This is a genomic window from Myxococcus sp. CA040A (genome assembly GCF_013336725.1).
Classification (GTDB): domain Bacteria; phylum Myxococcota; class Myxococcia; order Myxococcales; family Myxococcaceae; genus Myxococcus; species Myxococcus llanfairpwllgwyngyllgogerychwyrndrobwllllantysiliogogogochensis.
Genome location: NZ_JABUMR010000008.1, coordinates 434,743 through 460,915, shown reverse-complemented (window position 1 = coordinate 460,915; position 26,173 = coordinate 434,743). Strand labels below are relative to the sequence as shown.

Here is a 26,173-nt window from a genome sequence, read left to right as displayed (position 1 = left end):
GTCGTGCGGTGAGCTCGGTGGTGGTGAACGTCGTGCGCATCAGTCGTCCTCCACCTGAATGACCACCGCGTCGGGAAAGTCGGAGAGTCTCCTCGGCCGCGAAGTCGGGGCCGGGGCGGGAGCACCAGGCTCCGTGAGCTGCAACATCGCGAGCAGCCGGTCCACCTCGGCGGCGGGGGTTGCCCAGACCTGGGAAGGTGTCCACCCCAGGGCACGACAGAGCTTCAACGTCACTTCCGCGAGGACCCGGGCTTGTTTGCCCGAGGCACGCATCGTGCGGTCTTCATCGCGCTCGTCCCCCGCGTTGAGCGCGACCACGGCGTCCAGCAGCGCGGCGGTGCTGGCCCCATCCAGCGTCTCCAGAGGCGCCGTGGGAAAGTGCTCCACGACGGAGCTGGAGAGCATCGAGCGCAGGTATCGCTCCAGGCTGAGTTCCCTCGAGCCATCAGGCTGCGACGTCAGGCTCTCTTCGAGCGCGCGGGAGCGCTCGGAGAACGTCCAGGGCCGCAGTCGGGCACGCACCGCACCCGCCTGCACCCAGCCCGGTGGAAGCGTCCCGGGCGAAGGCTCCTGTGCCCCGCCCGAGGCCCACCACAACGCGAGGGGCGCCAGCTCCGCGTGGAGCGACTCCGGCACCCCTGAGTTCCGCAGCACGTCAGCGGCGAAACCGTCGGCGTCGAAGGCCAGTCCCGCGCCATCGAGCCGCGCATGAAGGTCGAGCGCCCGCAGGTGCGCCTCGAAGCTCCACGGATGGAGCGCGAGACGTTCGCCAGTGGAGCACTCCACCTCCAGGGCCCCGGAGTTGACTCCGGGGTGGAGGTGGAAGGTCCGGCCGTCGATCTCCAGGGAGATCGGCGCCGCACCGGACTCCGTGCGTGAGCTGGCGGGCGACTCCCTCACGGACTATTCCTCGCGGATGCGGGTCGCCGTGAAGGCGTACGTCGTGGCGGCGCTGCCGTGCGCGTCCATCTGGAAGGACTTGCCCTCGACGAAGCAGTCGTCGAAGGACAGGGTGCGCGTGTCGTCCGTGCCCTCGGTGCGCTTGAGGTTCGCCACGAGCTGGAACTTGCCGCGCTCGGAGAGCAGGGTGTCCAGCTTCACGGCCGCGGAGCGGATGACCAGCTCACCGACGACGGTGCGCAGGCCGAAGATGACGTCGACGCGCTCGTTGGACCCGATGGCGCGAATGTCCTCGCGCTCGGTGACCACTCGGAATGCGATGGATTGGAGGCCGTCCACGGCCTCTCCGTCGACGAGGATGCTGCTACGGTTGGCTGAGAATACCGTTGGCATCGGTGCGTTCCTTCATCAGACCTGGACCGTGATGGTCGCGTAGATGTAGTCGATGGCGCGGACGGGTCTGACGGCCATGTTGACCCTGACGATTCCGAGCGCGAAGTCCGCCTGCGAGGAATAGACCTCCACCTTGAAGGCGGGATCCTTCCCGTCGGTGGAGGGGACGATGGCGCCGTCCTTCTGCATCTGCACCAGCGCCTCCACCAGCTTCTGCTTCAGGGCGCTGCGCCCGTCGGCGTTGTTGAGCAATCCGATGAACAGGTCGCCCACCATCTTCAGCGTGCGCACCGCGCGGTCCGCCACGCGGCGGACGTTGATCTGATCTCCGTCCGTCGTCAGGCCACGCACGACGATGGTGCCCCGACCGCGCTCGGTGACGACGGGGACGACGAAGGCACGCAACAGCGCCTTCTGGTCCTCCACACCCACCAGCAGCTCGTTCAGTCCGGAGACGCGCTTGAACGTGGGGGACTGGTGCGGCGCCAGGCTCCCCACCATGCCGGCGACCGCGCCCACCGTGCCGTGAGGCGCGACGAGCACGAACCGGTCGCTGACCAGGTTGGCGGCGAGCTGCGTGTTCTCCGCCATCGTCCCGGCGGGAGGAACCTGTCCGAAGCCGAGGCGGCCCTTGCTCTCGCTGCTCAGCGTGTTGCAGTGGCTGATGACGTCGCCGTAGATGCGCGTCAGCTTGGTCCGGTCGGAGAAGTCCTGCACCGCGGCCAGCACCAGGTCCACGTCCGGCTGGTCCTTCAGTCGGCCCAGCGCCGTGGCGTAGTCGTCCGGCGTGGCGTCCTTGCCCGTGGCCAGCGTGTACGTGCCCGCGGTGGGCCAGCCCACGCCCTTCGTCGTGTCGATGCGGATGAACGACGAGGTGTCCAGCGACGAGGTCAGCGACGCGGAGTTGACGTTGCGCAGCACCTCCACCGAGCCGCTGGAGGGGTGGGTGACCTCCAGGTCGAACGACACCGACAGGTCGATGTTGTCACGGTAGGTGACCTTCAGCGTGATTCCGTTGGCCCACAGGCCTGGGACTCTCGCGATGAAGGTGGCGCCAAACTTATCGCCGACGTGCCCCGGCGGATATTTGCTGTTGTCGGCCGCGACGGCGATCGTCGCGGCGGTGCCCGCGGTGGCGGGCAGGGGGGAAATCACCAGCTCGGAGACGCCATTGTCCAGCGCCTGGCGCGCCTCCGGGAGGCTGTAGGCGCTCGCGCGCCCGGCCACCTCCAGGAAGCGAGACCAGCTGCTGGCTCGGACGACCTTGCCGTTGGCTGACTCCAAGAAGCCTGTGATTCCAAGAACCCCAGACGGTGCAAGCTGTTGGGGCAACACTTCCTTGACGACCGTGACCTGGACACCAGGAATGATGAGACCTGTGGCCATACGCTCCCCGACCCTCGCCAGCGAGGGGGTGGAAATCCCTGCTCCGGGTGCAGGTTCCCTGGACCGCGTGCCTGGGCTTGCGCCCACCCCTGATGGGGGACGGTCCTATTCATAGACACTGATTTGAGAAAAGCGTGCGCAGGGCCGTGACGACACGCTGGAATTCCTGGCGGCGAGCCATGACGCCCGCGACACACCAGGAGATGCGACAGACGACAGGGGTTGAATCAGGGATTGGTGGCGGGAATCTGCACACCCGTCTTGCGCAGCGCGGCGATGGTGGTGGCCGCCAGCGTGGAGAGCTCGCCGATGATGGCCTTGCCCACGTTGAGCAGCAGGTCGACGATGGCGACGATGTGCTCGACACCCGCGCCCACGAAGTCGACGATGATGTTCAGGAAGCGCTGTCCCGTCAGCGCCAGGTTCCGCGCGGAGTCAGGCAGCAGGTCCAGCGTGGAGTTCACCAGGTCTCGGCCCGCTTCCAGCACGTCCTTGATGGACGTGACGACCTGCGGATCCATCAGCGGCTTGATGAGACCTTCGACTTGTTTGAGCACCGAGCTCAGTACATTGCGTACCGGCGTCCAGATGACGGAAATCTTGTCGGTGATGCTCTTGAATCCCGTACCGCTCACGGCCAGATACAGTTTGTACAGCGCCTGTTCGACCTGGATGGCGATGTTGTCCACTGTAGCCAAAGCGTCGGAAACGTTCGCCGCTGCGTCTGCTGCCATGGATATGTCCCCCTCAAGTGAAAATGAGTGCGCTCATGCGAAACATGAACGCATGCGCACAGTATGTTAGCGAACACTCCGGTTTCAAGGGTTTATCAGGTAGGGCACGAAACAACGGTTCGGCCCTACCATTTCCGGGTTGTCATTGCTGACCCTGGCTCAAGGTGACGCAGGGGGTCGAGGGGCGCGGGGTGGATGAAGGGGAAGGTGACCCCGCGCCCCTCTGAGAATCGTCGCTCAGGGGTCCGGCAGGAGGAACGGAATCCGGTAGGCGCGCGCGGCGGCGGGGAAGCCCCCGGAGGTTGCGGCGGCGACGTAGTCGGTGAGATTGGGGAAGGCATGGTCGCGATCAGCGACGCCGCCCAGCCCCAGCCACGACGCCAGGGTAAAGCCGTATTGGTCCACGGAGAGTGAAGGCAACCAGCGGCCCTTGGCGTCGACGGAGTCCAGGTTGTTCACGGCGCCGGCGGACAGGTCCAGGTTGGGGAAGGTGCCGTGGAGGCGGCGGCCCTGCACCCGGTCTCCCAGGACGATGGCGTGGCTGCCCCAGCCGTGGTCGGAGCCCTTGTCTGAGTTCTCAGCCAGGGTCCGGCCAAAGTCGCTCATGGTGAAGAGCGTGGACTGGGGAGGATTCACGCCGAAGACGCCCTCGGTCTTCAGGCGGGTCATCGCCTTCTGGAAGGCGTCCAGCGCGAAGTCGACCTGGAGGAGCAGCGCGGTCTGCGTGGCGTCCTGGCCCACGTGGGTGTCGAAGCCGCCGAGCCCCACGGAGAACATCTGTCGGCGCACGCCCAGCCCTCCGCTCGTGGACGGCACGGCGCCGGCGACCAGGTCGCGTATCACCTGGTAGAGCTGCGTGTGCAGCGTCCAGCCCGTCGTGCCTTGCGGCGGGGTGAAGTAGCCGTCGATGTCGACCCGCGCGTCGTCGGTCAGCGCATCCCACGCGGCGGCGCGCGCGGTGGCTCGCGCGGAGGCGAAGGTCTGCGCGGTGGTGAAGACACCGCCGTAAGAGGCCTCCAGCGTGACGCCCCGGTCCAGGGCCACGATGTCCGCGAGCGCCTCCGAGCGCAGGGTGTTGAAGTCCGCGTCGGACGTCCCCTTCATCTCGAGCACGCCCGAAGAGGACACCATCATCGGCTGTCGCTCGGCGCCTCCGGAGTACAGGGCCTTGCCGCCGAAGGAGGTCACCTCCGGATAGTCACCGGGGTTGTGCGTGTGGAGGCGGTCGGCGGTGCGTCCGCCCCAGCCGGTGGCCTTGCCCTCCAGCGCTGGGGGCAGGTCCACGGTGGAGGGGTTGGAGATGCCGCTGGCCCAGGCGTCCTGCTGGTCGCTGTGCGAGAAGAGGTTGTCAGGGCGGGGCACATCGCCCAGCTCGTAGTTGACCTTGCGCATGGGGAGGGTGAGCGGCCCCACGTTGCAGACGAAGGCCGCGCGCTCCTGCTCGAACAGCGCCTGGAGCTTCTCCAGCGAGGGATGGAGCCCATAGGCGCCCGGCGCCAGTCCCACGGGGTTGATGGGGCGCAGGTCGTTCAAGGGGATGCCGAGCGTGGAGCGCGCGTCGAGATATTGCGCGTGGATGCCGGCGTCCCGGGGGACGAGGACGTTGTTGGTGTCATTGCCACCCAGCAGAAAGACACACACCGTCGCGCGGTAGCCGGCGTAACCGGACAGCGTCGCGGCGGCGGCGTTCCCGAGCCAACCGGGCATGGGGGAGGAGACCGCCAGATATCCCAGGCCCAGCGAGGTGCCACGGAGGAATTGTCGTCGTGAGAAGCTCATGGGCTACCTCTGGATCTGGAATTCGGGAGCGAGGGACGTGAGGTAGACGGCGAGCTTCTTCCTGCGCAGGGTGTCGCCGGCATCCGGGTGGGAGATGGCATTGAGGACGATGTCCCGCAGCTCCGGAGACATGGTGCCGTGCAGGAAGTAGCGGTTGAGCCACTGCACGGTGTCGCTGGAGTTGACGGGGAGGATGTCCAGGTCGATGAGGACGCCCGCGTTGGCCGTGGCCGCCGCGAAGAGCAGGTCATGCGTCACATTGGCGCGCGCGGTGACGGTGGCCGTGTCCAGGATGGCGAACTCGGGACCGAGCAGACCTCCTCCTCCCGGGGCGGGCGCGTTGGGCGGGTAGTAGCTGAAGACAGACGGAGGCTGGGGCACGTATTGCCCCATGGATTGGCTCCAGGAGCTCAGCTTCGCGCCGGGATCCAACGTGCCCGTCGTGTCGAGCGTCCCCTTCAGGCCGCGGACGAGCGTGGTGACGTGGAGCGCGGGCGAGCGCAGGTGGCCGAAGGTCGCGAGCTGCGCGGCGGGAGGCACGGGGCCCCGGGCCTCGTCGTGCTGGAGGATTCTGCGGATCACCGCGCGCAGGTCTCCCCGGACGTCGCTGCCGTTGTTCTTGAAGATGTTGACCACGTCCTGCACGTACTCGGGGCTGGGGTTGCTGGTGACCAGGTGCTGGATGAGCTGCTTGCAGATGAACGGCGGCAGGTTCGGGTCGTCGAAGACGTTGTCGAGCGCCTCTTTCAGGTGCTGACGAGGCGTGCCGTTGGCGGTGGTCCACACGCCCCGGAGCAGCTCCTTGGACGTGCTGTTGTGGTTCACCGCGCAGTCCATCATCGGCGCCGCGTAGGTCGGCGGATTCGTCCGGCCGATGGTCGGGCAGGTGGGCCCGGCATAGGTCCAACCGGAGAGGGCGTGGGCGAACGCCTGGACCTGCGCCTCGGTGTAGGAGGGCGTCGTGCGGCCCAGGTTGTCGAGCACCGGGGTGCCGTTCTCATTCAGCTTGTGGAGGCCGAGTGTGAAGAGCTGGAGCATCTCCCGCGCGTAGTTCTCGTTGGGCTCGATGGGCAGGCCATTGGGCTTGAAGGCCCGGTTGTTGGCCATGTCCAGGTACGTGCCCATGGCGGGGTGCAGCGTCACGTCCTCCAGGAGCTGGCGGAAGTTGCCGAACGCGCGCTGGGACAGGAGGTTGAGGTAGCTGGCCATCGCCACGCGCGGCTCGGGCTCCGGCGTGGACATGACGTTGGGGATGCCGTTCTGGGAGACGACGAGAATCTGGCTCAGGGCGAAGGCGATGCGCAGCCGGAGCTGGTCCTGTCCATGGACGGCATGGAAGAAGAACTGCGAGCCCAGGTCCTTCGTCGCAAGGCCGTCGAAGGTGGAGCGCGGCGCGGCGAATTGGTCGGTGATGGCCTGACGGATGCCCACCGTCATGACGTGCTCGACGGTGTCGATGGGCGGCGTCGGGGCGCCAAAGGCCTGCCGGGGTCCGAAGGTCGCCTGCTCCAGGAAGCGCAGGGTGTTGGGCTCGGTGGGCGTCTCGAGGGGCTCGGCGTGCTGCTCCTGTTGTCCTGGCGCGTCGAGCGGTGGGGTATGGGAGGTGGGCGGGCCCTCGTCGGGTGCGCATGCGGCCACGCACACGGCGAGGGTGAGAGTGAGGCGTCGAATCATCCGGAGGTACTCCTTCAGTGGGTCCACGAAGGGGGAGGGGACTCCCCCAGGAACCAAAACACTGAAGTCCGGAAATAGTTGCGCTCCCCGGTGCGAATTCCAAAGGGCCTGGAGGGGCCACGGGGCCCGACTCCTCGGCCCATGGGGGCTACCAGGTGATGGCGTCCAGGTGGACGGTGCCCGTCCAGCCGCTGTTCGTCGTGAACTCGACACCGAGCTGGTAGAGCGGCGTCGTGCTGTTGGTGGGCAGGGCCACCGTCACGGTGTTCCAGGTTCCCGTCTGAAGGCTGCCCATCGCCGTCCAGCGCCCTGTGTAGCGCCAGCCGCCTGGCTCTCCTTCCAGTGCGAAGGGCTGGATGGCGGTGATGCCACTGCCGCTGGGAATCCAGACGCGGAACGTCACGGTCGCGCCGCGAGGGACGGGGGCGGTGAGGACGGACACGACGCCCGTTCCCGAGGTTCCGCTGAAGGGCACCGCGAGTGAGCGCGTCCCCGCCTGGGCTCGCGCCGTGGAGGACGTCGCGGCCTTGAGTGGAGCGCCCGACGACGACCAGCCCTCGGTGCTGGACTCGAAGCCGTAGCCGCGAGCCGCGCTACCGCCGTCGCTCGTCCCGGCGTCAGTGCCACCCGAGCCGCCGTCGCGCGTCCCGGCGTCGGTGCCCGCGTCGGTCCCTCCACCCGTGCCGCCATCAGCGTCTCCTCCTGAGCCGGGGAGGGTGGTGCCCGTGGCGGGGAGGGTCAGTCCACCCGCGAGGAGGAACGGGGCCGCGTGAGTCTTGAGGTAGGGCTGTCCATCCGCGCCGAGGTCATTCGGATACGAACTCTGTCCACCCGCGCCCGCGCCGAAGAGGAGCGCGATGACGCCCGTGTTGGCGAACTTGCGGCGGTGCGCGTCGCCGCTCGTGCCGAAGAAGTATTCGGTGCGGTTGTCGCGATAGCCCGCGCGGGTGCTGCCGTCGTTGTTGATGTTGCGATGCTGGGAGTTGCCGAGCGGAATCTGCCAGAGCACCCATCGCTTGCCGGTGGTCTGGTTCATGAGCGTCAACCACTGCGCGTAGCGATTGAAGGAGCGCGAGGAGATGGAGGCGTTGTCACTGGCATCCCACCAGACGTCCTGGGCCCGCGTCAGCTTGTAGAAGTCCGCGTCCCGGTCCAGCGGGTCTCCGACGAGCACGTCGTAGGTGGCGCCCGTCACGTTGGTTCCAAGGCCCAGGGGTTTGAGGAAGTTGACGACCTTGTCCACCTCGGGCTGGAGCGGGTCGGTGACGGAGCAGCAGGAGATGTCCTTGCCGCTGGCCCACGCGGAGATGTGGATGCCGAGGATGACGTTGTTGGCGCCCACGGACTTGCGGAGCTGGAGGAAGGCGAGGCCCCAGCCGGCCACGGTGTTGGGGAGGCTCGCGAGCTCGGGCATTCCCGTGGCGGCGATCGCGGCATAGGCGTTGGGATTGGAGTTCGTCTGGAACTGGAGGAGCCCCACGGCGTCCGGTTCGATGTGGAGCAGCACCGGCTTGCCGAGCTCCTTCGCGCGCTGGAGCAGAATCTTCAGGTCGCCGAAGTAGCCGCGCATCGTGGCCGCGTTCTGCACCTTGGCGAGCGACTCGCCCTCACCACCGCCCGGCTCGGCGAACAGTTGGTAGAAGACGGGCGCAGGGAGGAAGCCCTGGGTCTTGGACTCATCGAGGAAGGCCTTCCCCCAGCTTCCATCGGGCTGCCCCCAACCCCAGTTGTCCACCCAGCCCTTGGTGAAGTAGCGGTAGCGCACGTCCCAGGGGACGCCGCTGTCTCGCATCCAGTTCTGACCTGCTTCCTCGAAGAGTCCCACGGCGAGGCGATTGGGCATCCCCGTGGGAACGGGGCCCTTCACACCCGGTGGTTGTGATTGAGCGAGGGCGGGCGACACGGCGGCTGTCAGCCACGCCAACGCCAGCACGGCGAGGTTTCGTCGGAGCGTTGGTTTCATGCCCCTGACTACAAATGGCTGGCAGTCGACAAACCGGTTGCCCGCACCCAGCGTCGGGACGCCTGCCCTCCGTACCGACGGGCGAGCCCCCGCATTCGTGGCCCGCGCCGCGAGGGGCAACTGTCATCCGCCGGAGCCACTCATGGGCTCCGAGCGAGGAGTCATGCGCGAGGTTTCACGGGCCCGGGCAGGCAAGGCCAGGCTCGGGGGCATCCGAGTCCTGATGTGCCAGGAGGCAGCGAAGGGCCTCCGGGTCCACGGCGTCCGCCAGGTACGTGCGTCGCCAGAGCAACGCGGCCACGCGCTGGGGCATCTGCGGGTCCTGCGCCACCAGGGCTCGGCGCACACCGTTTGCGCCCGTGGGCACGCTGGCCGCGGCGGCCTCGAGCTTCGCGACCTCGTCGGGACAGCCGTCGGGGCAGTTGTAGAGAAACACCGCGTGTCCGTGCTCCAGGTTGTGGACGTACAGGCAGCGAGACACGGGCTCCGCGTAGACTCCGCAGCGCGCCACGTTGCCGCAGTGCGGGCCGGAGTTCGGTGGATTCTCTCCGTTGCCGCAGGCCGGGCTGTCGCAGACGGCCAGGTGGCCTGACGACGTCTGCGCGGAGAGCGGGAAGCTGTACTGCTCGCAGCCGCGAAGTCCCCCGTCATCCGAGGAGTCGCACGCGGACAGCGACACGAGCGCGAGCAGCGAAGGGAGCACGACGAGGGCGTGTTTGAGTGGCACGGCCCTTGTCATATCCCATCAGCCCGGGAACGCGCCTCGCCGCTCCACGTCTTGAGCGCGCAGTCCTGGAAGGCCCACGGCCTCCGCGAAGCGGAGGAAGTCGGGCTGGGACAAGCTCCCACCCGTGGCGTGGGCGTGGCCCGCCGTGAGCGCGTCTCCCAGCGCGGAAGGCGTCAGTCCCTGGAGGAGGGTCATCGGATCTCGGGTCGCCTGGCTGCGCAGCGCGAAGTCCACGCGCCCGGGCAGGTAGCCCGTGTTGGCGGCGATGACCAGATGGTCGGGAAGGCGTTGCGCCCACCTCACGGCCACCAGGGGGTGTACCAGGGCCTCGGAGCTGAACAGCAGGAGCGCCACGTTCGTCGCGATGCGTGGAGGTGTCTTCGCGCAGCGTTCGACTTCCCGACGCACTTCCAGGCGGCAGTCGCGCAGTTCGTCCACGCCGGGCACGTGGCCGTCCGCGACGTCCTTCGCGTTGCGTGCGCGCAGGAGGACCTCCAGCGCCCTGGGTGCGGCGAAGCGCGCGGAGCGTCGCGCGGCGTTCACCAGGGACACCGTCTCCACCACGGCCTTGCGGTTCGCGCGTCGCAGCGCGTCCTTGAGGAACGGCATGGGCGCGTCGGTGCCGAGCGCGCCTGCCGTGCCGAGCACCGCGAGCCACTCCAGCGGCCCGGGCACGACGAGCGGTGACACGAGCACATAGGTGAGCAGGCTGGTGCTCGCGGCGGGCTCATGGCCGTGCGCGGAGAGGAGGCGAACCTCGGCGGGAAGCGGCTCGGTGTCTCGATGACGGTCCACGACGAGCGTGGGGAGGAGAGGTGTCGCCCGGCTGCCCATGGCGAGCACGATGAGGGCTTCGGGCGAGGAGGCGCGGACCCGCTCGAGGAACCCTGGCGAATGGGCATGTTCTCCCTTGCCCGGCACGCGGAGGGCGCCGGATGCACCCAGCGCTTCCAGGGCACGGACGATGAGCACGCCGGACGCGAGCCCATCCACCTCCGAGTGGGGCACCACGAGCACGCGCTTCCCGCGCTGTTGTTCCATGAAGCGACGGGCCTCGGTGAGTGCGTCCTCGGGCGCGGGCCAGGTCGGGTCCTTCGTGTGTCCAAGCAGCATGGCCTCAAAGCTGTAACGCGGCCCGGGGACTCGGGAGGGAGAGGGCAGGGGACTCGCCTGCTCCACGGGCGGGCCCTGGGGCGCGTGTCGTCCCTTTCGTCCGGGGCGCTCGATGGCGCTTTCGCGTTGCGTCAGCCGGCGACGAGGCCGGACGCCGACGTGGTGGGAGGGGCGCGCAGGTGCTTGAGGGCCTACTTTCGGGATGTCATTGGCCGGCGGTTCCTCTACGGTCCGCCCCATGAAACGGACCCGACTTCCGCAGTCATTGCTGCGCTCGGCCCTCGCGGCCATGGTGCTGACCGCCGTCCCGGGCTTTGCCCAGGCGCCCGCCGCGAAGGCCACGCCCGAGGAGGCGAAGCAGTTCGCCGAGAAGGTGAACGCGGACCTCAAGCGGCTATGGACGAAACAGGCCACCGCCGAGTGGATCAAGTCCACGTACATCACCGATGACACCGAGCGGAACGCCGCCTACGTCAACGAAGAGGTGCTCGGCTACGTCAACGGCGCCATCAAGGACTCGCGCCGCTTCGACGGCCTGAAGCTCGACGCGGACACCGCGCGCATGCTGCACCTGCTGCGCGTGTCCCAGGCGTTGCCGGCGCCCTCGGACGCGAAGAAGCGCGCGGAGCTGGCGACGACGGCCGCGAAGCTGGAAGGACTCTACGGCAAGGGCAAGTACTGCGGCGCCGACGGCAAGGGCAAGTGCAGGGATTTGGAGGAGCTGTCGGACGTCATGGCGGAGAGCCGTGACTACAACGCGCTCCTGGATGCGTGGCAGGGCTGGCACTCCATCTCCAAGCCCATGCGCCCGCTCTACCAGCAGTTGGTGAGCATCTCCAACGACGGCGCCAAGGACATCGGCTTCAACGACCTGGGCACGCTGTGGCGCTCCGGCTACGACATGCAGCCCGCGGAGTTCGAGAAGGAGGCCCAGCGCCTGTGGGGCCAGGTGAAGCCCCTGTATGACGACCTGCACTGCTACGTGCGGGGCCGGCTGGCGAAGCAGTACGGCGCGGAGAAGGTGCCTTCGGGCAAGCCCATTCCGGCGCACCTGTTGGGCAACATGTGGGCCCAGGAGTGGAACAACATCTACCCCCTGGTGGAGCCGTTCCCCGGTCAGGCCAGCCTGGACGTGGACTCCGAGTTGAAGAAGCAGGACTACGACCCGCTGAAGATGGTGCGGCTGGGTGAGAAGTTCTTCACCTCGCTGGGCCTCAAGTCGCTCCCGGAGTCCTTCTTCGAGCGCTCCCAGTTCACCAAGCCGAAGGACCGGGACGTCGTCTGCCACGCCAGCGCCTGGGACGTGACGTACGAGAACGACCTGCGCATCAAGATGTGCATCAAGCCCACCGAGGAGGACCTCGTCACCATCCACCACGAGCTGGGTCACAACTACTACTACACGTACTATTACAACCTGCCCGTGCTCTATCAGGCCGGCGCGAACGACGGCTTCCACGAGGCCATTGGCGACGCGCTGACGCTGTCCATCACCCCCGCCTATCTCCAGCAGGTCGGTCTGCTGAAGGAAGTGGCGAAGAACGACAAGAACCTCATCAACCTCCAGATGAAGGACGCGCTGGAGAAGGTGGCGTTCCTGCCCTTCGGCCTGCTGGTGGACCAGTGGCGCTGGGAGGTCTTCTCCGGCCGCGTGAAGCCGGCGGACTACAACAAGTCCTGGTGGACGCTGCGCCAGAAGTATCAGGGTGTGGCCGCGCCGGTGGCGCGTTCCGAGCAGGACTTCGACCCGGGCGCCAAGTATCACGTGCCGGCGAACGTCCCCTACACGCGCTACTTCCTGGCCCGCATCCTCCAGTTCCAGTTCCACAAGGCGCTGTGTGAGGCTTCAGGTTTCAAGGGCCCGCTGCACGAGTGCTCCATCTACGGCAACAAGGAGGCCGGAAAGCGGCTCCAGGCGATGCTGGAATTGGGCGCGAGCAAGCCCTGGCCGGAGGCGCTCCAGGTCGTCACTGGAACGCGGAAGATGGATGCGACACCACTGCTGGATTACTTCAGCCCGCTGCGTCAGTGGTTGAAGGCCCAGAACAAGGGCCAGAAGTGCGGCTGGTAGCCTGCTGAAGTGGACTTCCCGGGGAAAGGCCGCATAGATTCCCCGGGTCCTTTAGGGTTCGCTCGGTAGGACCGGACGGCGGATTTTCGCGTCCGTGACGAAAGAAGAAGAAATCGAATGGCTACTGGTACCGTGAAGTGGTTCAACGATGCGAAGGGCTTCGGCTTCATCACCCAGGACGGCGGTGGTGAGGACGTGTTCTGCCACCACACCGCCATCAACATGGATGGCTTCCGCACCCTCCAGGAGGGGCAGAAGGTGGAGTTCGAAGTGGCCCGCGGCCCCAAGGGTCTGCAGGCGCAGAACGTCCGCGCTGGCTGATTCCCGACGTCGTTCGCAACGACTTCCTGGATGCATCATGAGGGTCCGGCCTGCCAAGGTCGGGCCCTTCGTGCTTTCTGGTGCCTGCCCATGTCCTCTCCAAAGCCACGCTTCGTTTCCGCCGTCCGTTCCTGGCCCCTGTTGTTGGCATTGGGATGTGCCACCGCCGCACGGCCCCCTGTCATTGCGCCGGAGGAGTCCCGAGCCATGAAGCCCGCGTTCGACCTGGCGGCGGTGAAGGCCGGACTCGTGGCGAAACACGGGGAGGCGTCGCGCGAGCGCATCGAGCGGGGCGTCGATCAGGTCGCCCTGCAATGGCGGGCCGAGGACGGAGACCTGTCTGTCTTCGTGAGTGAGCAGTTCGTGTCGGACGCGCGGGTGTTGGACGCGACGTTCGCCCGGTTGGAGCGGCTGTTCGAGCAGTTGGATGGGCACATGCTCGAGCTGGGGCGCGAGACGCAGTGGTACACGGACCTGGACCTGGGGCCGCTGTTGCCGGTGGAGCCGCTGGTGGCGGCGTATGACCCGTCCTCGCACGTCACCGAGGACCTGTTCCGCGCGAAGGTCGCCTTCGTGGTGCTGCTCAACTTCCCGCTGACGACGCTGGCGGAGCGCACGGAGAAGGGGCCCACGTGGACGCGCAGGCAGTGGGCGGAGGCGAGGCTCGCCGGGCGCTTCAGCATGCGGGTTCCCGCGGATATCGCCCAGGAGTCCTCGCGTGAGGTGGCGGCGGCGAACCTCTACATCGCCGAGTACAACGTGTGGATGCACCACCTGCTGGACGAGCGCGGCGAGCGACTCTTCCCGAAGGGGCTGCGGCTCATCAGCCATTGGAACCTGCGCGACGAGCTGAAGGCGGACTACGCGGACCCGCGAGGGCGCGAGAAGCAGCGCATGATCGTCCAGGTGATGGAGCGCATCCTCACCCAGACGATTCCGGCGGCCGTCATCGACAACCCGAGGCTGGACTGGAACCCATACACCAACGTCGTCACGGTGGCGCCGGCGGACACGGTGGAGGCGGATGCGCCGTCGAAGGAAGCCAAGGCGGACGCGACGCGGGAGCAGGACGTGCGCTACGCGCGGCTGCTCGCCATCTTCCAGGCCGCGCGCAAGGCGGACCCGTACGTGCCGGTGGCGCCCACGCGCATCGCTCGCGCCTTCGAGCTGGGTCGGGAGCTGCCCGAGGAGCGGGTGAAGGCGCTGCTGACGCAGGTGCTGGAGTCCCCGCTGGTGCCGCGTGTGGCGAAGGAGATTGAGACAAGGCTGGGCCGGAAGCTGGAGCCGCAGGACGTCTGGTATGCGGGGTTCAAGCCGGGCGCCCAGCGGCCGGAGTCGGAGCTGGATGCGTTGACTCGCAAGCGCTACCCGAGCGCGGAGGCGTTTGCGCAAGACCTGCCCCGCATCCTTCGCGGCATGGGGTTCAGCGCGCAGAAGGCGGACTGGCTCGCGGCGCACATCCGCGTGGATGCCTCGCGGGGGGCGGGACATGCCCAGCAGGCGATGCGCAGAGGGGACTTCCCTCGGCTGCGCACGCGCGTGGAGAAGGAGGGCATGAGCTACAAGGGCTACAACATCGCGGTGCACGAGCTGGGGCACAACGTGGAGCAGGCCTTCAGCCTCTACGGCGTGGACCACACGTTGCTCACGGGTGTCCCCAACAACGCCTTCACGGAGGCGCTGGCCTTCGTGTTCCAGGCGCGGGATTTGGAGCTGTTGGGGCTGGGCAAGCCGGATGCGGCCAGCGAGCGGGAGCGGGTGCTCGGAGACTTCTGGCAGACGTGGGAGCGCTCGGGCATCGCGATGGTGGACATGGGCGTGTGGCACTGGCTGTACGCGCATCCGGAGGCCACGGCCGCGGAGCTGCGTGAGGCGGTGGTGTCGATCTCCCGCGACGTGTGGGCCCGCTACTTCGCGCCGGTGCTGGGGGGCGAGGGGACCACGCTGCTCGCCATCTACAGCCACATGATCAGCTACCCGCTGTACCTGCCGGATTATCCGCTGGGGCACCTCATCGCGTTCCAGATTGAAGAACACCTGTCTCGCAAGGGGCCGCTGGGCGCGGAGTTCGAGCGGATGGCGACCTATGGCTCGGTGACGCCGGACGTGTGGATGACGCATGCGACGGGCGCACCGGTGAGCGCGGAGCCGCTGCTGCGGGCGACGGAGGCCGCGTTGAAGGGGAAGCCGTAGTCTCACGCGGTGGTAGGCTGCGCGCCGCACATGCCCATCAAGCGTCGACTCAAGGAGCTGCTGGCCCAAGGACTGGTGAACGGAGGCCGGCGGCTCGGGCTGCTCGACGACCCTCGGCTGTTCCAGGTCTTCGAGCGGAGCGGCTACCACGTCACGCCGAACCACTTCTATCAGCCCATCCCCGACACAAGCTCGCTGCCGGAGTCGCTCTGGAGCGCGCGCTCGGAGCTGGTGGGCGTGGACCTGCGCGAGTCCAGGCAGCTCGAACTCCTGGAGCGCTTCTCCACGCAGTATCGCGACGAATACACGGCCTTCCCGCGCGAGCCCACGGGCGTCCCGCACGAGTTCCACCTGGACAACAGCGCGTTCGGGACGGTGGACGCGGAGCTGCTGTACTGCCTGGTGCGGGAACTCAAACCGCGCCGGCTCTTCGAGATTGGCTCGGGCTGGTCCACGCGGCTGGCGGCGCAGGCGTGCCGGGTGAATGAGTCACACGGCGCGCCCGCTTGTGAGCTGGTGGCGTTCGAGCCCTATCCGAGCGACGTGCTGCGCGCGGGCTTCCCCGGGCTGACGCGCCTGGAGCCGATGAAGGCGCAGGACATTCCATTGTCGGAGGTGGCGAGGCTGGAGGAGAACGACGTCCTCTTCATCGACTCGAGCCACGTGTTGAAGGTGGGCAGTGACGTCCAGGTGGAGTTCCTGGAGCTGCTGCCCCGGTTGAAGAAGGGCGTGGTGGTGCACATCCACGACATCTTCCTGCCGGCGGAGTACCCCAGGGCCTGGGTGCTGGAGCACCGGCGCTTCTGGACGGAGCAGTACCTGCTCCAGGCGTTCCTGTCCTTCAATGACAGCTTCGAGGTGCTCTGGGGCAGCAGCTTCATGCACCTGACGCATGCGGACCGACTGCGTCAGGCCTTCCCGTCGTATCGAGGCACTCCCGTGGACTGGCCCGGGAGCTTCTGGATTCGTCGGGTGAAGTGAGCCGCGCGGCTTACCGCCGAGACGTGTCGCCGGGGATGTCCACCAGCTCCACGTCGAAGACGAGGACGGCGTTGGGCGGAATGCGCGAGCCCGGAGGAGGGCGCTCGCCGTACGCGGTGGCGCCGGGGCACGTGAGCTTCGCCTTGCCGCCCACCTTCATCCGCGCGACGCCCTGGGTCCAGCAGGCGATGACGCCGTTGAGAGGGAACTCGACGGGGATGCCGCGCTTGGCCGACGTGTCGAACACGGAGCCATCCACCAGTCGCCCTTCGTAGTGGACCTTCACGGTGTCGGTGACGCGGGGGCTCTTGCCGTTGCCCGCCTGCGTCTCGCGGTAGATGACGCCCGTGGGCAGCTTCACCGCGCCGGGCTCCTTCGCCGCGCGCTCCAGCGCCGCGTTGCCGGCCTGGGACTGACGCGACTTCGCGAACGCCTGAATCTTGGGCGCGTACTCCTTCGGCTCGACGGTGGCAGTGCCGGCCATTCCGTCGGCGACGCCACGCTGGAGGATGAGGACTTCTTCTGGCGTGAGGGCGAAGAGGGAGAGGTCCTTCCCCACGCTGACGCCGAGCGCGTAGATGGTCTTTCCGTCCTCGGAGAGTTCCCCGGGAGGAGAAGTCGGGGCCGCGGGAGCCTTCGCCGTGGGCTCGGACTTCTTCGCCGCGCCGCCACCCTGGGCGTGTGCTCCCGTGGTGCCAAGCACCAGGGCGAGTGTCGCCATGCACATCGTCGTTCGCATGCTTCCACCTTTCATCATGTGGGCTGGAATATAGGGCCCACGCGCTCGCGCCCAGCACGGAGTGGTGGGTCGTTTTCTTGCGAGTTCAGCACCTGCCTCTACCCTGCATCCAGGTTGCTTCAACCCCGGAGCAACCTGTTGCACGCAGCGGAGGCGACGGAGCGATGAGCGACAAGCGGAAGGCGAAGCGGGCGCCCCTCGACATCTACCTGAACAAGTACATGGGCGGCGTGCCGTACATGTCGCGGGCCGCGGACATCAGCCCGGAAGGGGTGAGTCTGGCACGGTTGATTGAACCCCAGCACGAAGCCAAGCGCGTGGGCCTCCAGTTCCAGCTCCCGGGCTCGGAAGAAATCATCTACGCGGAAGGCGAAGTCGTACGCGAGTGGGTGGAGCTGTCCACCGCCAAACGCGGCGAGCGCTCCGGCGTGAAGTTCACCCTCCTCACCGAGCGGCATCGGAAGATGATTGACGCCTACGTCGACCGTCACGGCCGCCCGGGCAGCGAGAACTGACGCGACGCGTTGCTCCTCGGAGGTTGTCTTGACTTCCAAGGAGGCGGGCTCCTTGAATGGGCAGCCATTCTGCCCTGGGACTACCCAAGGTATCGGGTGAGGACGGGAGGAGCTCCATGCGGCATTTGCGATGGGCGGTGTTGCTGGCCGTGCCTCTGTCGGCGTTCGGCCAGGGCAAGGCTGCGAAGCCCGTCCCCACCGTTGAGGTTGTCCGTCCGGTGGGGAGTGTGGGCGTGAATTGGGAGGGGCAGGTGCTTCGGGCGACCGGGGCGGGTGCTCCCGATTTGAAGGCGGCGAATCCGGGGCAGGCGCGCCTGGGGGCCGAGCGCTCCGCGAAGCAGGATGCGTCCAAGAATCTCCTCGAGCAGGTGCGCACGCTGCAGTTGAGCGCGGGGCGGAGCGTCGGCGACGAGATGGCGCGGAGCGAGGTGCGCGAGCGGGTGGAGACGGCGGTCCGTGGCCACAAGGTCGTCGCCAAGCGTTTCTTCTCGGACAGTGGCGTGGAGCTGGATGTGGAGGTGCCGCTGGCGGCGATTACGTCCGCGCTGGTGGTGCCCGCACCGGGCGCGACCATCGTCTTCAACAGCGCCGGCGCGAAGAAGTACACGGGGCTCGTGGTGGATGCGCGAGGGTTGGGGCTCAAGCCCGTGCTCGCGCCTCGGCTGCTGGATGCGGCGGGCAAGGCGCTCTATGGGGCGGGTGCGCTCGCGAGCGAGGTCCGCGAGTCCACCGGTGTCGCCGCGTGGTTCAACAGCCTGGATGCGGCGAAGAAGGCCGCGCTGGTGGGAGAGAAGCCCATGGTGGTGAAGGCCACCGGGTTGAAGGGCTCCGACCTGGTGCTCGCCTCGGATGACGTGAAGACGCTGGGAGAGGTCAACACGGGCTTCCTGGCCGAGGGCCGTGTCGTCATCGTCACGCAGTAGCGCGGATGCTGGCTCCCGAGGCCCGGTTCCGCGCGGCAGGGGACTTCGGTGGAAGGTCGACAGGGTGATGGGGTGAGTGGTGCGCGGGTGGGACGGTGGCCGAGGTACGGCGCGGGATTGTTCCTGCTGTCACTGCTGGGGTGCGCGGGGAAGCAGGAGCCCGACTCGATGGCGCGGGCGCGCGAGCTGATGGCTGGTGCCCAGGGCACGAGCGGAGACGTGGTGCTGCGCTGTGATCCCGATGACGCCGAGGTGTATCTGGACGGCGTGCTCCAGGGCGCATGCAGCGACTACGCCGGCAATCCCCGGGGGCTGACGCTGGGGACGGGCCTGCATCAAATCGAAGTGAAGAAGCAGGGGTACTGGCCCTATACGACGTACTACGAGCCCAGTGGTGCCCGGGCGAGGCTGACCATCCAACTGCGCTCCTCGGAGAGCGCGCCCGGGGGAAGCACTCCGTGACGGGTGTCGCCGGTTCGCGGCGGGGATGTCCAAGGGGGCTGCCTGCCGTTCATCCAACCAGGCGGGACCGCGCCACGGATGCCCTCGTGGTTTCCCAGGAAGCCTGGGCGATGATGAGCCGTGGGTCCGGGCCTTTCCGTCCGAACCCTGACGGGGCCTAAGCTGGACGCTTTCGGGATGCGCAATGACGGCTTGAAGAAGCCGTAATCCACGAACGATTCGTGGAAGAGGAGTGGGTCATCGGACGCCGCAACAACAAGAAGAGCAGCCCCGGGTCGGTGAGCCAGGCACCAGTGCCTCCCGTGCTTCACTCCGTGAAGGAAGCGCCGTCGCCGCTGGTGGCCGCGGTGCCGGAGGTCGAGCTGACGGAGGTCGAGGCTCGCCGCATCGACCTGTGGTGGTCGGCGGTGATGGTGGGCTCGCTGGGATTGGTGTTCGCGCTGCTGGCGGTGTTTGGTGGCGTGGCGGTGCCGGTGCTGCTGGCGCTGTCCGGAGCCTACATCTTCAATCCGATGGTGACGGCCCTGGAGCGCAGGGGGTTGGATCGGACGCTGGGGACGACGGTGGTCTTCGTGGCGGGGACCCTGCTGATGGTGGGCGCGGTGCTCTATCTCGTCCCGGTGTTTCGTGACGAGGCGCTGAAGCTGCCGGACTTCTTCCGTCGCGCGAGCACGCAGGTGGTGCCTCGGCTGGAGGGGTTGCTGGGGCGCTCGGTGCCGGACCTGGTGCGGCAGCGCACCACGGAGTTGGGACAGCAGGCGTCGGACCTGGTGCAGAGCGCGGGCCCCGCCGCCGCGCGCCTCGTGGCGGCCTTCGCGGGCAACACGGCGCGGTTCGTCGTGACGCTGCTGGGGCTGGCGGTGGTGCCGGTGCTGGCCTTCTTCTTCCTGCAGGACTACCCGCGACTGATGGGGCGGCTGAAGGACCTGCTGCCGCGTCGCGCGGTGGGGCTGGTGGGACGTCGCTTCGCGGAGGTCGACGAGGTGCTGTCCGCCTTCGTGCGCGGGCAGTTGACGGTGGGCGCGATGCTGTCGGTCATCTACGCCGCGGGCCTGTCGGTGGCGCGCATCGACATGGCCATCGTCATCGGGGTGATCGCCGGGTTCGGCAACATGGTGCCGTACCTGGGGACGGGGCTCGGCATCGTGCTCTCGCTCGTGGGGTTGATGCTGTCGTGGCAGGGGCCCTGGCAGTTGGGCGTAGTGGCGGGCACGTTCATCTTCGGCCAGATGCTGGAGGGCTTCGTCATCACCCCGCGCATCGTCGGAGAGAAGGTGGGGCTCGCGCCGGTGGCGGTCATCATCGCCATCCTGGCGTTCGGTGAGCTGTTCGGCTTCGTGGGCATCCTCCTGGCGGTGCCGGTGGCGGCCATCCTCAAGGTTGTCTTGAGCGTGGTGGTGCAGCGCTACCAGCGGACCTCGCTGTACACGGGCGAGGCTCGCTCGAAGTGATCGGCGTGGCGGTGTTGCTGGCGGCGGTGCTGGCGCAGGCTCCAGGCCCCGCCAGCCTGACGCTGCCCCACTATCGGCTCCACCTCCGGGTGGATGAGTCGGTGGATGCGGATGCCCTGCGCTCCCTCGCTGGTAGCGGGACGGTGCTGTGGCTGAGCACCCGATCGAACATGTTGCGAGACTCGACGCTGGAGGCGCTCAAGAGCTTCCCCGAGGTCTATGTCCAGGTCCGTCCACCGCTCCTGGAGGCGCATGCGCGGCAGCTCGGGCGGGCACCCCGGGTGGGGCTCTGGGTGGATTCGTCGACGCTCGACGCGTCGGGCTGGCACCACCGGCTGGGGCCCAGGGCCGTGGCGGTGGAGGTCCGTGGGGGGCTCGATGTGGACGTCGCCAGTCGCGTGGCGGACGTAAGGCCCTCGCGGGTGGCGTGGTTTCCCGGGCCCGAGGACGCGAGCCTGGCGGGCTGGGGCGAGTTCGTGCAGCTCCCGGGCGCGAAGCTGCTGGGGCCCATCGCGCTGGGTGGGCGTGGCCCGGCTCTCGGCGCGTGGCCCTGGAGGTCTTCGGCTTCGAGGGTCTTGCTGTGGACCGACGCGAAGGGGAGGGCGCTGGGCGGCGCTGTCCGGCGGATCCGCGTGAGGGAGCCCTTGGATGAGGTGACCCTCGTCGCGCTGTTCGTCCAGGAGCCGGCCACGGAGCTGGAGCTTGAAGTGGGCGCGGACCCGGAGTCCCTGGGGTATGCCCGGGCCTGGGTCGAGCGGCTGGAGGCCGCGGTGAGCGGGAGCGCGCGGTGACGAAGCTGGAGCAGCTGCATCAGGAGATTTCATCGTGCCGGAGCTGTCCCCGGCTGGTGGAGTGGCGCGAGGAAGTCGCCCGGGTGAAACGCCGCGCTTACCGCGAGTGGACCTACTGGGGGCGGCCGGTGCCGGGCTTCGGAGATCCGCGGGCGAGGCTCGTCATCGTCGGCCTGGCGCCGGCGGCGCATGGGGCCAACCGGACGGGGCGCATGTTCACCGGAGACAGGTCCGGGGACTTCCTTTTCGCGGGACTGCACCGGGCGGGGTTCGCGAACCAGGGGACGAGTGAGCACCGGGAGGACGGGCTGGCGCTGAGGGATGCCTTCATCGTGGCGGCCGCCCGCTGCGCTCCACCGGACAACAAGCCGCTTCCCGAGGAGCTGGCTCGCTGTGCGCCGTTCCTGGATCGGGAGATGGCCCTGTTGCCCGCCCGGGTGCTGCTCGCCCTGGGGGCCATCGGCTGGAACGCGGCGCTCGCCTCGCTGGAGCGGACCGGAATGAAGTTCGGATCGCCGCGCCCCGCGTTCGGACACGGAGCGGAGCTGGAGCTCTCGGATGGGCGGATCCTCCTGGGCTGCTACCACGTCAGTCAGCAGAACACGCAGACGGGGCGGCTGACGCCGGCCATGTTCGACGCGGTGATGGCGAGGGTCCGAGCGCTGATCGCAGCGAAGCCGTAGGGACGCGCCGGGAAATTGGGAAGATCGGATGCGCAGTCGCGTGTTTGCTTGACAGCTACGGGAGCCCGCTGTTATTCCCCGCGCCACCTCAGCACCGGGTCGTTAGCTCAGCGGTAGAGCACTACCTTGACACGGTAGGGGTCAGTGGTTCGATCCCACTACGACCCAACACAGTTGATGTGATCTCCAGCGGGCGGCACGGCTTTCAAGAGCCCTGCCGCCCGCGGTTTTTCCGAGGTATCGCATGTCCGACATGATCACGGTCACCCTCCCCGACGGCAGTCAGAAGCAGGCCGCCCGGGGGACCACCATCGCGGACTTCGTTCGGGAGAGCATCGGTGCCGGCCTGGCGAAGGCCGCGCTGTTCGCTCGGGTGAACGGTCAGGACATGGACCTGGCCCGGAAGCTCGACGAGGACGCGAAGCTGCAGATCTTCACGCCCAAGAGCCCGGAGTCCCTGGAGCTCATCCGGCACGACGCGGCCCACGTGGTGGCCAGCGCCGTCCAGAAGCTCTTCCCCGGCACGCAGGTGACCATCGGTCCCGCGACGGAGGAGGGCTTCTACTACGACTTCTTCCGCGAGAAGCCGTTCACGCCCGACGACCTGGAGAAGATCGAGGCCGAGGCGAACGCCGAGCTGAAGCGGGACCTCACGTTCGTCCGGACCGAAATCTCCATGGACGACGCCATTCGCCTCTTCGAGGAGAAGGGCGAGAAGTTCAAGGTGGAGATCGTCAAGGACATCGCCGCGCGCGGCGCCAAGACGCTCACCCTCTACACCCACGGCGACTGGGTGGACTTCTGCCTGGGGCCCCACGCCCCGAGCACCGGGAAGATCGGCGTCATCAAGATCCTCTCGTCCAGCGGAGCGTACTGGCGCGGTGACCACCGCAACCCGATGCTCCAGCGCGTCTACGGCACGGCCTTCTTCGACAAGAAGGCGATGCAGGAGTACCTGACGCGCATCGAAGAGTCGAAGAAGCGCGACCACCGCAAGCTGGGCAAGGAGCTGGACCTCTTCCACTTCCACCCGTACGCGCCCGGCGCCGCCTTCTGGACCCCGAAGGGCACGACGTTCTACCAGACGCTCTCCGACTGGATGCGCCGGCTCACGGCGAATGACGGCTACGTGGAGATCAAGACGCCCCTGATGTTCAACAAGGGCCTCTGGGAGACGAGCGGCCACTGGGGCAAGTACAAGGAGAACATGTTCCTCGTGCTCGACAGTGAGTCGGGTGAGCATGACTTCTCGCTCAAGCCGATGAACTGCCCGTCGCACCACCTGTTCTACGGCTTCAAGAAGCACAGCTACCGCGACCTGCCGCTGCGCCTGCACACCCAGGACGTGCTGCACCGCAACGAGGCGGCGGGCTCGCTCGGCGGCCTCACCCGGGTGCGCCAGTTCGCGCAGGACGACGCGCACATCTACTGCACGGAGGCGCAGATCACCGACGAGGTGAAGCGCTTCGTGAAGCTGCTGGACCACGTCTACAAGGCGGTGGGCCTGACGTACGCGGTGAAGCTGTCCACGCGTCCGGAGCAGCGGCTGGGGGATGACTCCCTGTGGGATCGCGCCGAGGCGGGCCTGAAGACGGCGCTCGAGTCGCTGGGCCTGGAGTACGAGCTGGCCCCGGGCGACGGCGCCTTCTACGGCCCGAAGATCGACTTCACGGTGTCCGACAGCATCGGGCGCCGCTGGCAGCTGGGCACCATGCAGCTGGACTACCTGGCCCCGGAGCGCTTCGACCTGTCCTACGTGGGCGAGGACAACGCGCTCCACCGGCCCGTCGTGCTCCACCGCGCCATCTTCGGCTCCTTCGAGCGCTTCACCGCCATCCTCATCGAGCACTTCGCGGGGGCCTTCCCGGCGTGGCTGTCGCCCATCCAGGCGGTCATCGTCGTCGTGGCGGACCGGCAGGCGGACTACGCGCGCAAGGTGCGCGACACGCTGCGGGCCAAGGGCTTCCGGGTGGACTTCGACGACCGCGGCATGTCCCTCAACGCGAAGATCCGCGAGGCGCAGCTCCAGAAGATTCCGTTCACCCTCGTGGTGGGCGACAACGAGGTCGCCGCGGAGGGCGTGGCGCCCCGCCGGTACGGGGGCGAGGACCTCAAGAGCATGAAGCTTGCGGACTTCGAGGCCCTGTTGGCCAAGGAGACCGCCCTGCCGTAGGCCGTTGGACGGGGTGGTCCGTGCATTGCGGACAGGTCTTGACTCCCCGTCATGCCCAAGTATCTTGGGGCACTTTTGTAGGAATCGTCGCACCCAGCCCGAAAGGGCAGGGGGCGCGGGGACGGTAGGTCGACGGCTTGGCGTGCGGTCGGCGGTAGCCATTCCAGTTGAAAAGAAATAGTGGTAGAGGCTGCCGGCTCCCGCCGTGGCCTTGGGTGAAAACGCCAGAGGCCGTGACGCTGACGGCACGCTGTAAGGAAGGAATCAGGACGATGCCGAAGTTGAAGACCCGCAGTGGCGCGAAGAAGCGCTTCCAGGTGAAGAAGAGCGGCAAGGTCAAGCACGGCAAGGCCTACGGCAAGCACCTCTTCACTCACGCCAAGACGCCGAAGCAGAAGCGCGGCAACCGCGGCACCAGCCATCTTCGCGACATGGATGCGAAGAAGGTCATCAAGGAAATGTTCCCCTACGGGGCCTGAGCCACGGCTCGGCAACCTCGTGGCCCTTGGCGGAGCGGCGTGAAGCCGGCACCGCGCGGGGGCTGACAACCTACGCAGTCCGGAGTGAGTGAAACATGCGCGTCAAGAAGGGTGTAAAGGCTCGTCGCCGTCGCAATAAGATTTTGAAGCTGGCCAAGGGTTTCCGCGGCCGCCGGAAGAACTGCTTCCGCCGGGCGAACCAGGCGGTTGAGCGCGCCCTGGACTACGCCAGCCGCGACCGCATGCAGCGCAAGCGGGACTTCCGTCGCCTGTGGATTGTCCGCATCAATGCGGCGGCCCGCACGGTCGGCCTGTCCTACTCGAAGCTGATCGCCGGCCTGGCGAAGGCGAAGATCAGCCTGGACCGCAAGGTGCTGTCGGACATGGCCATCGCGGACCCCTCGGGCTTCGCGGCCATCGCCAACATCGCGAAGGCGGCCTGATTCACGCCGGTCCTCCCTGAGGGCCAGCGACAGAGCGGGTGAGGTGGCCTTCACGGGCCGCCCGCCTGCGTGAGTAAACGGGCTGCCTCTCCAGGGCGGCCCTTTTTTTTGCCCCGATGGGCCATGCGTCCAGGGGCCGTGCAACGGAGGCGACAAGGCCATGCGGGACAGGTTGCAGGCGTTGGCGGAGGCCGCTCGGCGGGAGATCGCGGGGGCGTCCGAGTTGCCCGCGGTGGAAGCGCTTCGGGTCCGTTACCTGGGCAAGAAGGGCGAGCTGTCCGGAGTCCTTGGCGGCATGGGCAAGCTGCCCCCCGAGGAGCGACGGGCGCTGGGTGAGGTGGCCAACATCGTCAAGGCGGAGCTGGAGAAGCTGCTCGCCGAGGCCACGCAGCGCGCGGAAGACGCCGCGCTGGAGGCCCAGCTCCAGGGGCCCGGGCTGGACGTGACGTTGCCCGGTCGCGCGGTGGCGCCGGGGAGCCGGCACCCGGTGTCGAGGACGATGGAGGACATCGTCCGGACGTTCTCCCGGCTTGGCTTCGACGTGGCCGCGGGCCCCGAAATCGAGCTGGACTACTTCAACTTCGAGGCGCTGAACCTCCCGAAGGACCACCCCGCGCGGGACATGCAGGACACGTTCTACGTGGACGAGCCGTCACTGGGGCACGCGAAGAAGGCGGACAGCTCCGTGCTGCTGCGCACGCACACGTCGCCGGTGCAGGTGCGGTACATGCTGCAGCGCAAGCCGCCCATCCGCGCGGTGATGCCGGGGCGGGTGTACCGCCGCGACTCGGACATCACCCACACGCCGATGTTCCACCAGGTGGAAGGCCTGCTGGTGGACAAGGACGTGACGTTCGCCGAGCTGAAGGGCTCGCTGGACGCGTTCGTGAAGGCGTTCTTCGGCTCGGACACGCGCACGCGTTTCCGCCCGTCGTTCTTCCCCTTCACCGAGCCGTCGGCGGAGGTGGATATCTCCTGCACCTCGTGTGGCGGCAAGGGCTGCCGCGTGTGCAAGCAGACGGGCTGGCTGGAGGTGCTGGGCAGCGGGATGGTGCACCCCAACGTGTTCACCTCCGCGGGGTATGACCCGGGCGAGGTGACGGGCTACGCGTTCGGCATGGGCGTGGAGCGCATCGCCATGCTGCGCTACCGCATCGACGACCTGCGGATGATGTTCGAGAACGACGCTCGGTTCCTCGAGCAGTTCTGAGTCCTTCGGGCGCGGCCGCCCGAGCCTCCCGCCTGGCGGGGTGGCGTGGTCGCGCTCCTGTCTTCGTCC

24 protein-coding genes and 1 tRNA gene are annotated in these 26,173 nt (G+C 67.8%); 15 read left to right on the top strand and 10 right to left on the bottom strand.

The genetic code is table 11. The features are described 5' to 3' along the window. Positions 1–39: 39 nt before the first annotated feature. The 9 genes from HUA75_RS34605 to HUA75_RS34565 all read right to left on the bottom strand — a co-directional run bounded on the left by HUA75_RS34605 (position 40) and on the right by HUA75_RS34565 (position 10,669). On the bottom strand, positions 40–900 hold the full coding sequence (locus tag HUA75_RS34605; RefSeq protein ID WP_174488807.1) for a hypothetical protein: 861 nt from the start codon (positions 898–900) through the stop codon (positions 40–42). 3 nt (positions 901–903) lie between these two features. Further along, the gene (locus HUA75_RS34600; protein ID WP_174455379.1) at positions 904–1,293 is read right to left on the bottom strand and encodes a hypothetical protein; all 390 of its coding nucleotides are present in this window, start codon (positions 1,291–1,293) and stop codon (positions 904–906) included. A 15-nt stretch (positions 1,294–1,308) separates the two neighbouring features. Continuing rightward, a complete protein-coding gene (locus tag HUA75_RS34595) occupies positions 1,309–2,577 on the bottom strand; it encodes a phage tail sheath C-terminal domain-containing protein (RefSeq protein WP_246136933.1) in 1,269 nt (422 codons plus the stop codon). Positions 2,578–2,906: 329 nt separating this feature from the next. After that, entirely contained in the window at positions 2,907–3,413 is a 507-nt protein-coding gene (locus HUA75_RS34590) for a hypothetical protein (protein ID WP_141640603.1), read from the bottom strand. A 237-nt stretch (positions 3,414–3,650) separates the two neighbouring features. Then, on the bottom strand, positions 3,651–5,192 hold the full coding sequence (locus HUA75_RS34585) for a DUF1501 domain-containing protein (RefSeq protein WP_174488806.1): 1,542 nt from the start codon (positions 5,190–5,192) through the stop codon (positions 3,651–3,653). Between the two features lie 3 nt (positions 5,193–5,195). Continuing rightward, a complete protein-coding gene (locus HUA75_RS34580; protein ID WP_174488805.1) occupies positions 5,196–6,866 on the bottom strand; it encodes a DUF1800 family protein in 1,671 nt (556 codons plus the stop codon). A gap of 148 nt (positions 6,867–7,014) precedes the next feature. Further along, positions 7,015–8,829 carry a hypothetical protein gene (locus tag HUA75_RS34575; protein WP_174488804.1) on the bottom strand — a complete coding sequence of 605 codons (1,815 nt, stop codon included), beginning with the start codon at positions 8,827–8,829 and terminating at the stop codon, positions 7,015–7,017. A gap of 175 nt (positions 8,830–9,004) precedes the next feature. Further along, the gene (locus HUA75_RS34570) at positions 9,005–9,520 is read right to left on the bottom strand and encodes a DUF3105 domain-containing protein (protein WP_254627931.1); all 516 of its coding nucleotides are present in this window, start codon (positions 9,518–9,520) and stop codon (positions 9,005–9,007) included. Between the two features lie 54 nt (positions 9,521–9,574). Then, positions 9,575–10,669 (bottom strand): DHH family phosphoesterase, encoded by a 1,095-nt coding sequence (locus HUA75_RS34565; RefSeq protein WP_174488802.1) that lies wholly within the window; start codon positions 10,667–10,669, stop codon positions 9,575–9,577. Between the two features lie 238 nt (positions 10,670–10,907). On the opposite strand from HUA75_RS34565, the gene HUA75_RS34560 reads away from it, so the two are divergent. The 4 genes from HUA75_RS34560 (at position 10,908) to HUA75_RS34545 (ending at position 16,235) form a co-directional block, all read left to right on the top strand. Further along, positions 10,908–12,740: a M2 family metallopeptidase gene (locus HUA75_RS34560; protein WP_141640609.1), complete on the top strand. Its 1,833-nt coding sequence runs from the start codon at positions 10,908–10,910 to the stop codon at positions 12,738–12,740. 117 nt (positions 12,741–12,857) lie between these two features. Then, positions 12,858–13,061, top strand: coding sequence for a cold-shock protein (locus HUA75_RS34555; RefSeq protein WP_141640610.1), 204 nt, complete (start codon positions 12,858–12,860; stop codon positions 13,059–13,061). A gap of 207 nt (positions 13,062–13,268) precedes the next feature. Then, positions 13,269–15,254: a hypothetical protein gene (locus HUA75_RS34550; RefSeq protein WP_254627907.1), complete on the top strand. Its 1,986-nt coding sequence runs from the start codon at positions 13,269–13,271 to the stop codon at positions 15,252–15,254. Positions 15,255–15,284: 30 nt separating this feature from the next. Beyond that, positions 15,285–16,235 carry a class I SAM-dependent methyltransferase gene (locus HUA75_RS34545; RefSeq protein ID WP_174455386.1) on the top strand — a complete coding sequence of 317 codons (951 nt, stop codon included), beginning with the start codon at positions 15,285–15,287 and terminating at the stop codon, positions 16,233–16,235. A 10-nt stretch (positions 16,236–16,245) separates the two neighbouring features. On the opposite strand, the gene HUA75_RS34540 is transcribed toward HUA75_RS34545, so the two are convergent. After that, positions 16,246–16,974: an FKBP-type peptidyl-prolyl cis-trans isomerase gene (locus HUA75_RS34540; protein ID WP_174488800.1), complete on the bottom strand. Its 729-nt coding sequence runs from the start codon at positions 16,972–16,974 to the stop codon at positions 16,246–16,248. A gap of 164 nt (positions 16,975–17,138) precedes the next feature. Between HUA75_RS34540 and HUA75_RS34535 the strand changes: the two genes are divergently transcribed. The 11 genes from HUA75_RS34535 to pheS all read left to right on the top strand — a co-directional run bounded on the left by HUA75_RS34535 (position 17,139) and on the right by pheS (position 26,104). After that, positions 17,139–17,489 carry a PilZ domain-containing protein gene (locus tag HUA75_RS34535; RefSeq protein ID WP_141640614.1) on the top strand — a complete coding sequence of 117 codons (351 nt, stop codon included), beginning with the start codon at positions 17,139–17,141 and terminating at the stop codon, positions 17,487–17,489. Between the two features lie 116 nt (positions 17,490–17,605). After that, positions 17,606–18,412, top strand: a complete 807-nt coding sequence (locus HUA75_RS34530; protein WP_141640615.1) for a hypothetical protein — start codon at positions 17,606–17,608, stop codon at positions 18,410–18,412. A 48-nt stretch (positions 18,413–18,460) separates the two neighbouring features. Then, positions 18,461–18,874: a PEGA domain-containing protein gene (locus HUA75_RS34525; RefSeq protein ID WP_371746258.1), complete on the top strand. Its 414-nt coding sequence runs from the start codon at positions 18,461–18,463 to the stop codon at positions 18,872–18,874. 293 nt (positions 18,875–19,167) lie between these two features. Next, the gene (locus tag HUA75_RS34520) at positions 19,168–20,325 is read left to right on the top strand and encodes an AI-2E family transporter (RefSeq protein ID WP_174488937.1); all 1,158 of its coding nucleotides are present in this window, start codon (positions 19,168–19,170) and stop codon (positions 20,323–20,325) included. Positions 20,326–20,330: 5 nt separating this feature from the next. Further along, a complete protein-coding gene (locus HUA75_RS34515; protein WP_174488799.1) occupies positions 20,331–21,116 on the top strand; it encodes a hypothetical protein in 786 nt (261 codons plus the stop codon). Beyond that, complete coding sequence (locus tag HUA75_RS34510; RefSeq protein WP_174488798.1) at positions 21,113–21,799, top strand: uracil-DNA glycosylase; 687 nt, start codon at positions 21,113–21,115, stop codon at positions 21,797–21,799. The genes HUA75_RS34515 and HUA75_RS34510 overlap by 4 nt, the downstream gene beginning before the upstream one ends. Positions 21,800–21,895: 96 nt before the next feature. Beyond that, positions 21,896–21,967: transfer RNA gene (locus tag HUA75_RS34505), tRNA-Val, on the top strand. A gap of 76 nt (positions 21,968–22,043) precedes the next feature. Then, positions 22,044–23,972 (top strand): threonine--tRNA ligase, encoded by a 1,929-nt coding sequence (gene thrS / locus HUA75_RS34500; protein ID WP_141640618.1) that lies wholly within the window; start codon positions 22,044–22,046, stop codon positions 23,970–23,972. 272 nt (positions 23,973–24,244) lie between these two features. Beyond that, positions 24,245–24,451, top strand: a complete 207-nt coding sequence (gene rpmI, locus HUA75_RS34495) for a 50S ribosomal protein L35 (RefSeq protein WP_141640619.1) — start codon at positions 24,245–24,247, stop codon at positions 24,449–24,451. Between the two features lie 95 nt (positions 24,452–24,546). Further along, positions 24,547–24,894, top strand: coding sequence for a 50S ribosomal protein L20 (rplT, locus tag HUA75_RS34490; protein ID WP_141640620.1), 348 nt, complete (start codon positions 24,547–24,549; stop codon positions 24,892–24,894). A gap of 160 nt (positions 24,895–25,054) precedes the next feature. Continuing rightward, positions 25,055–26,104, top strand: a complete 1,050-nt coding sequence (pheS, locus tag HUA75_RS34485; protein ID WP_141640621.1) for a phenylalanine--tRNA ligase subunit alpha — start codon at positions 25,055–25,057, stop codon at positions 26,102–26,104. The last annotated feature ends 69 nt before the right edge of the window (positions 26,105–26,173 follow it).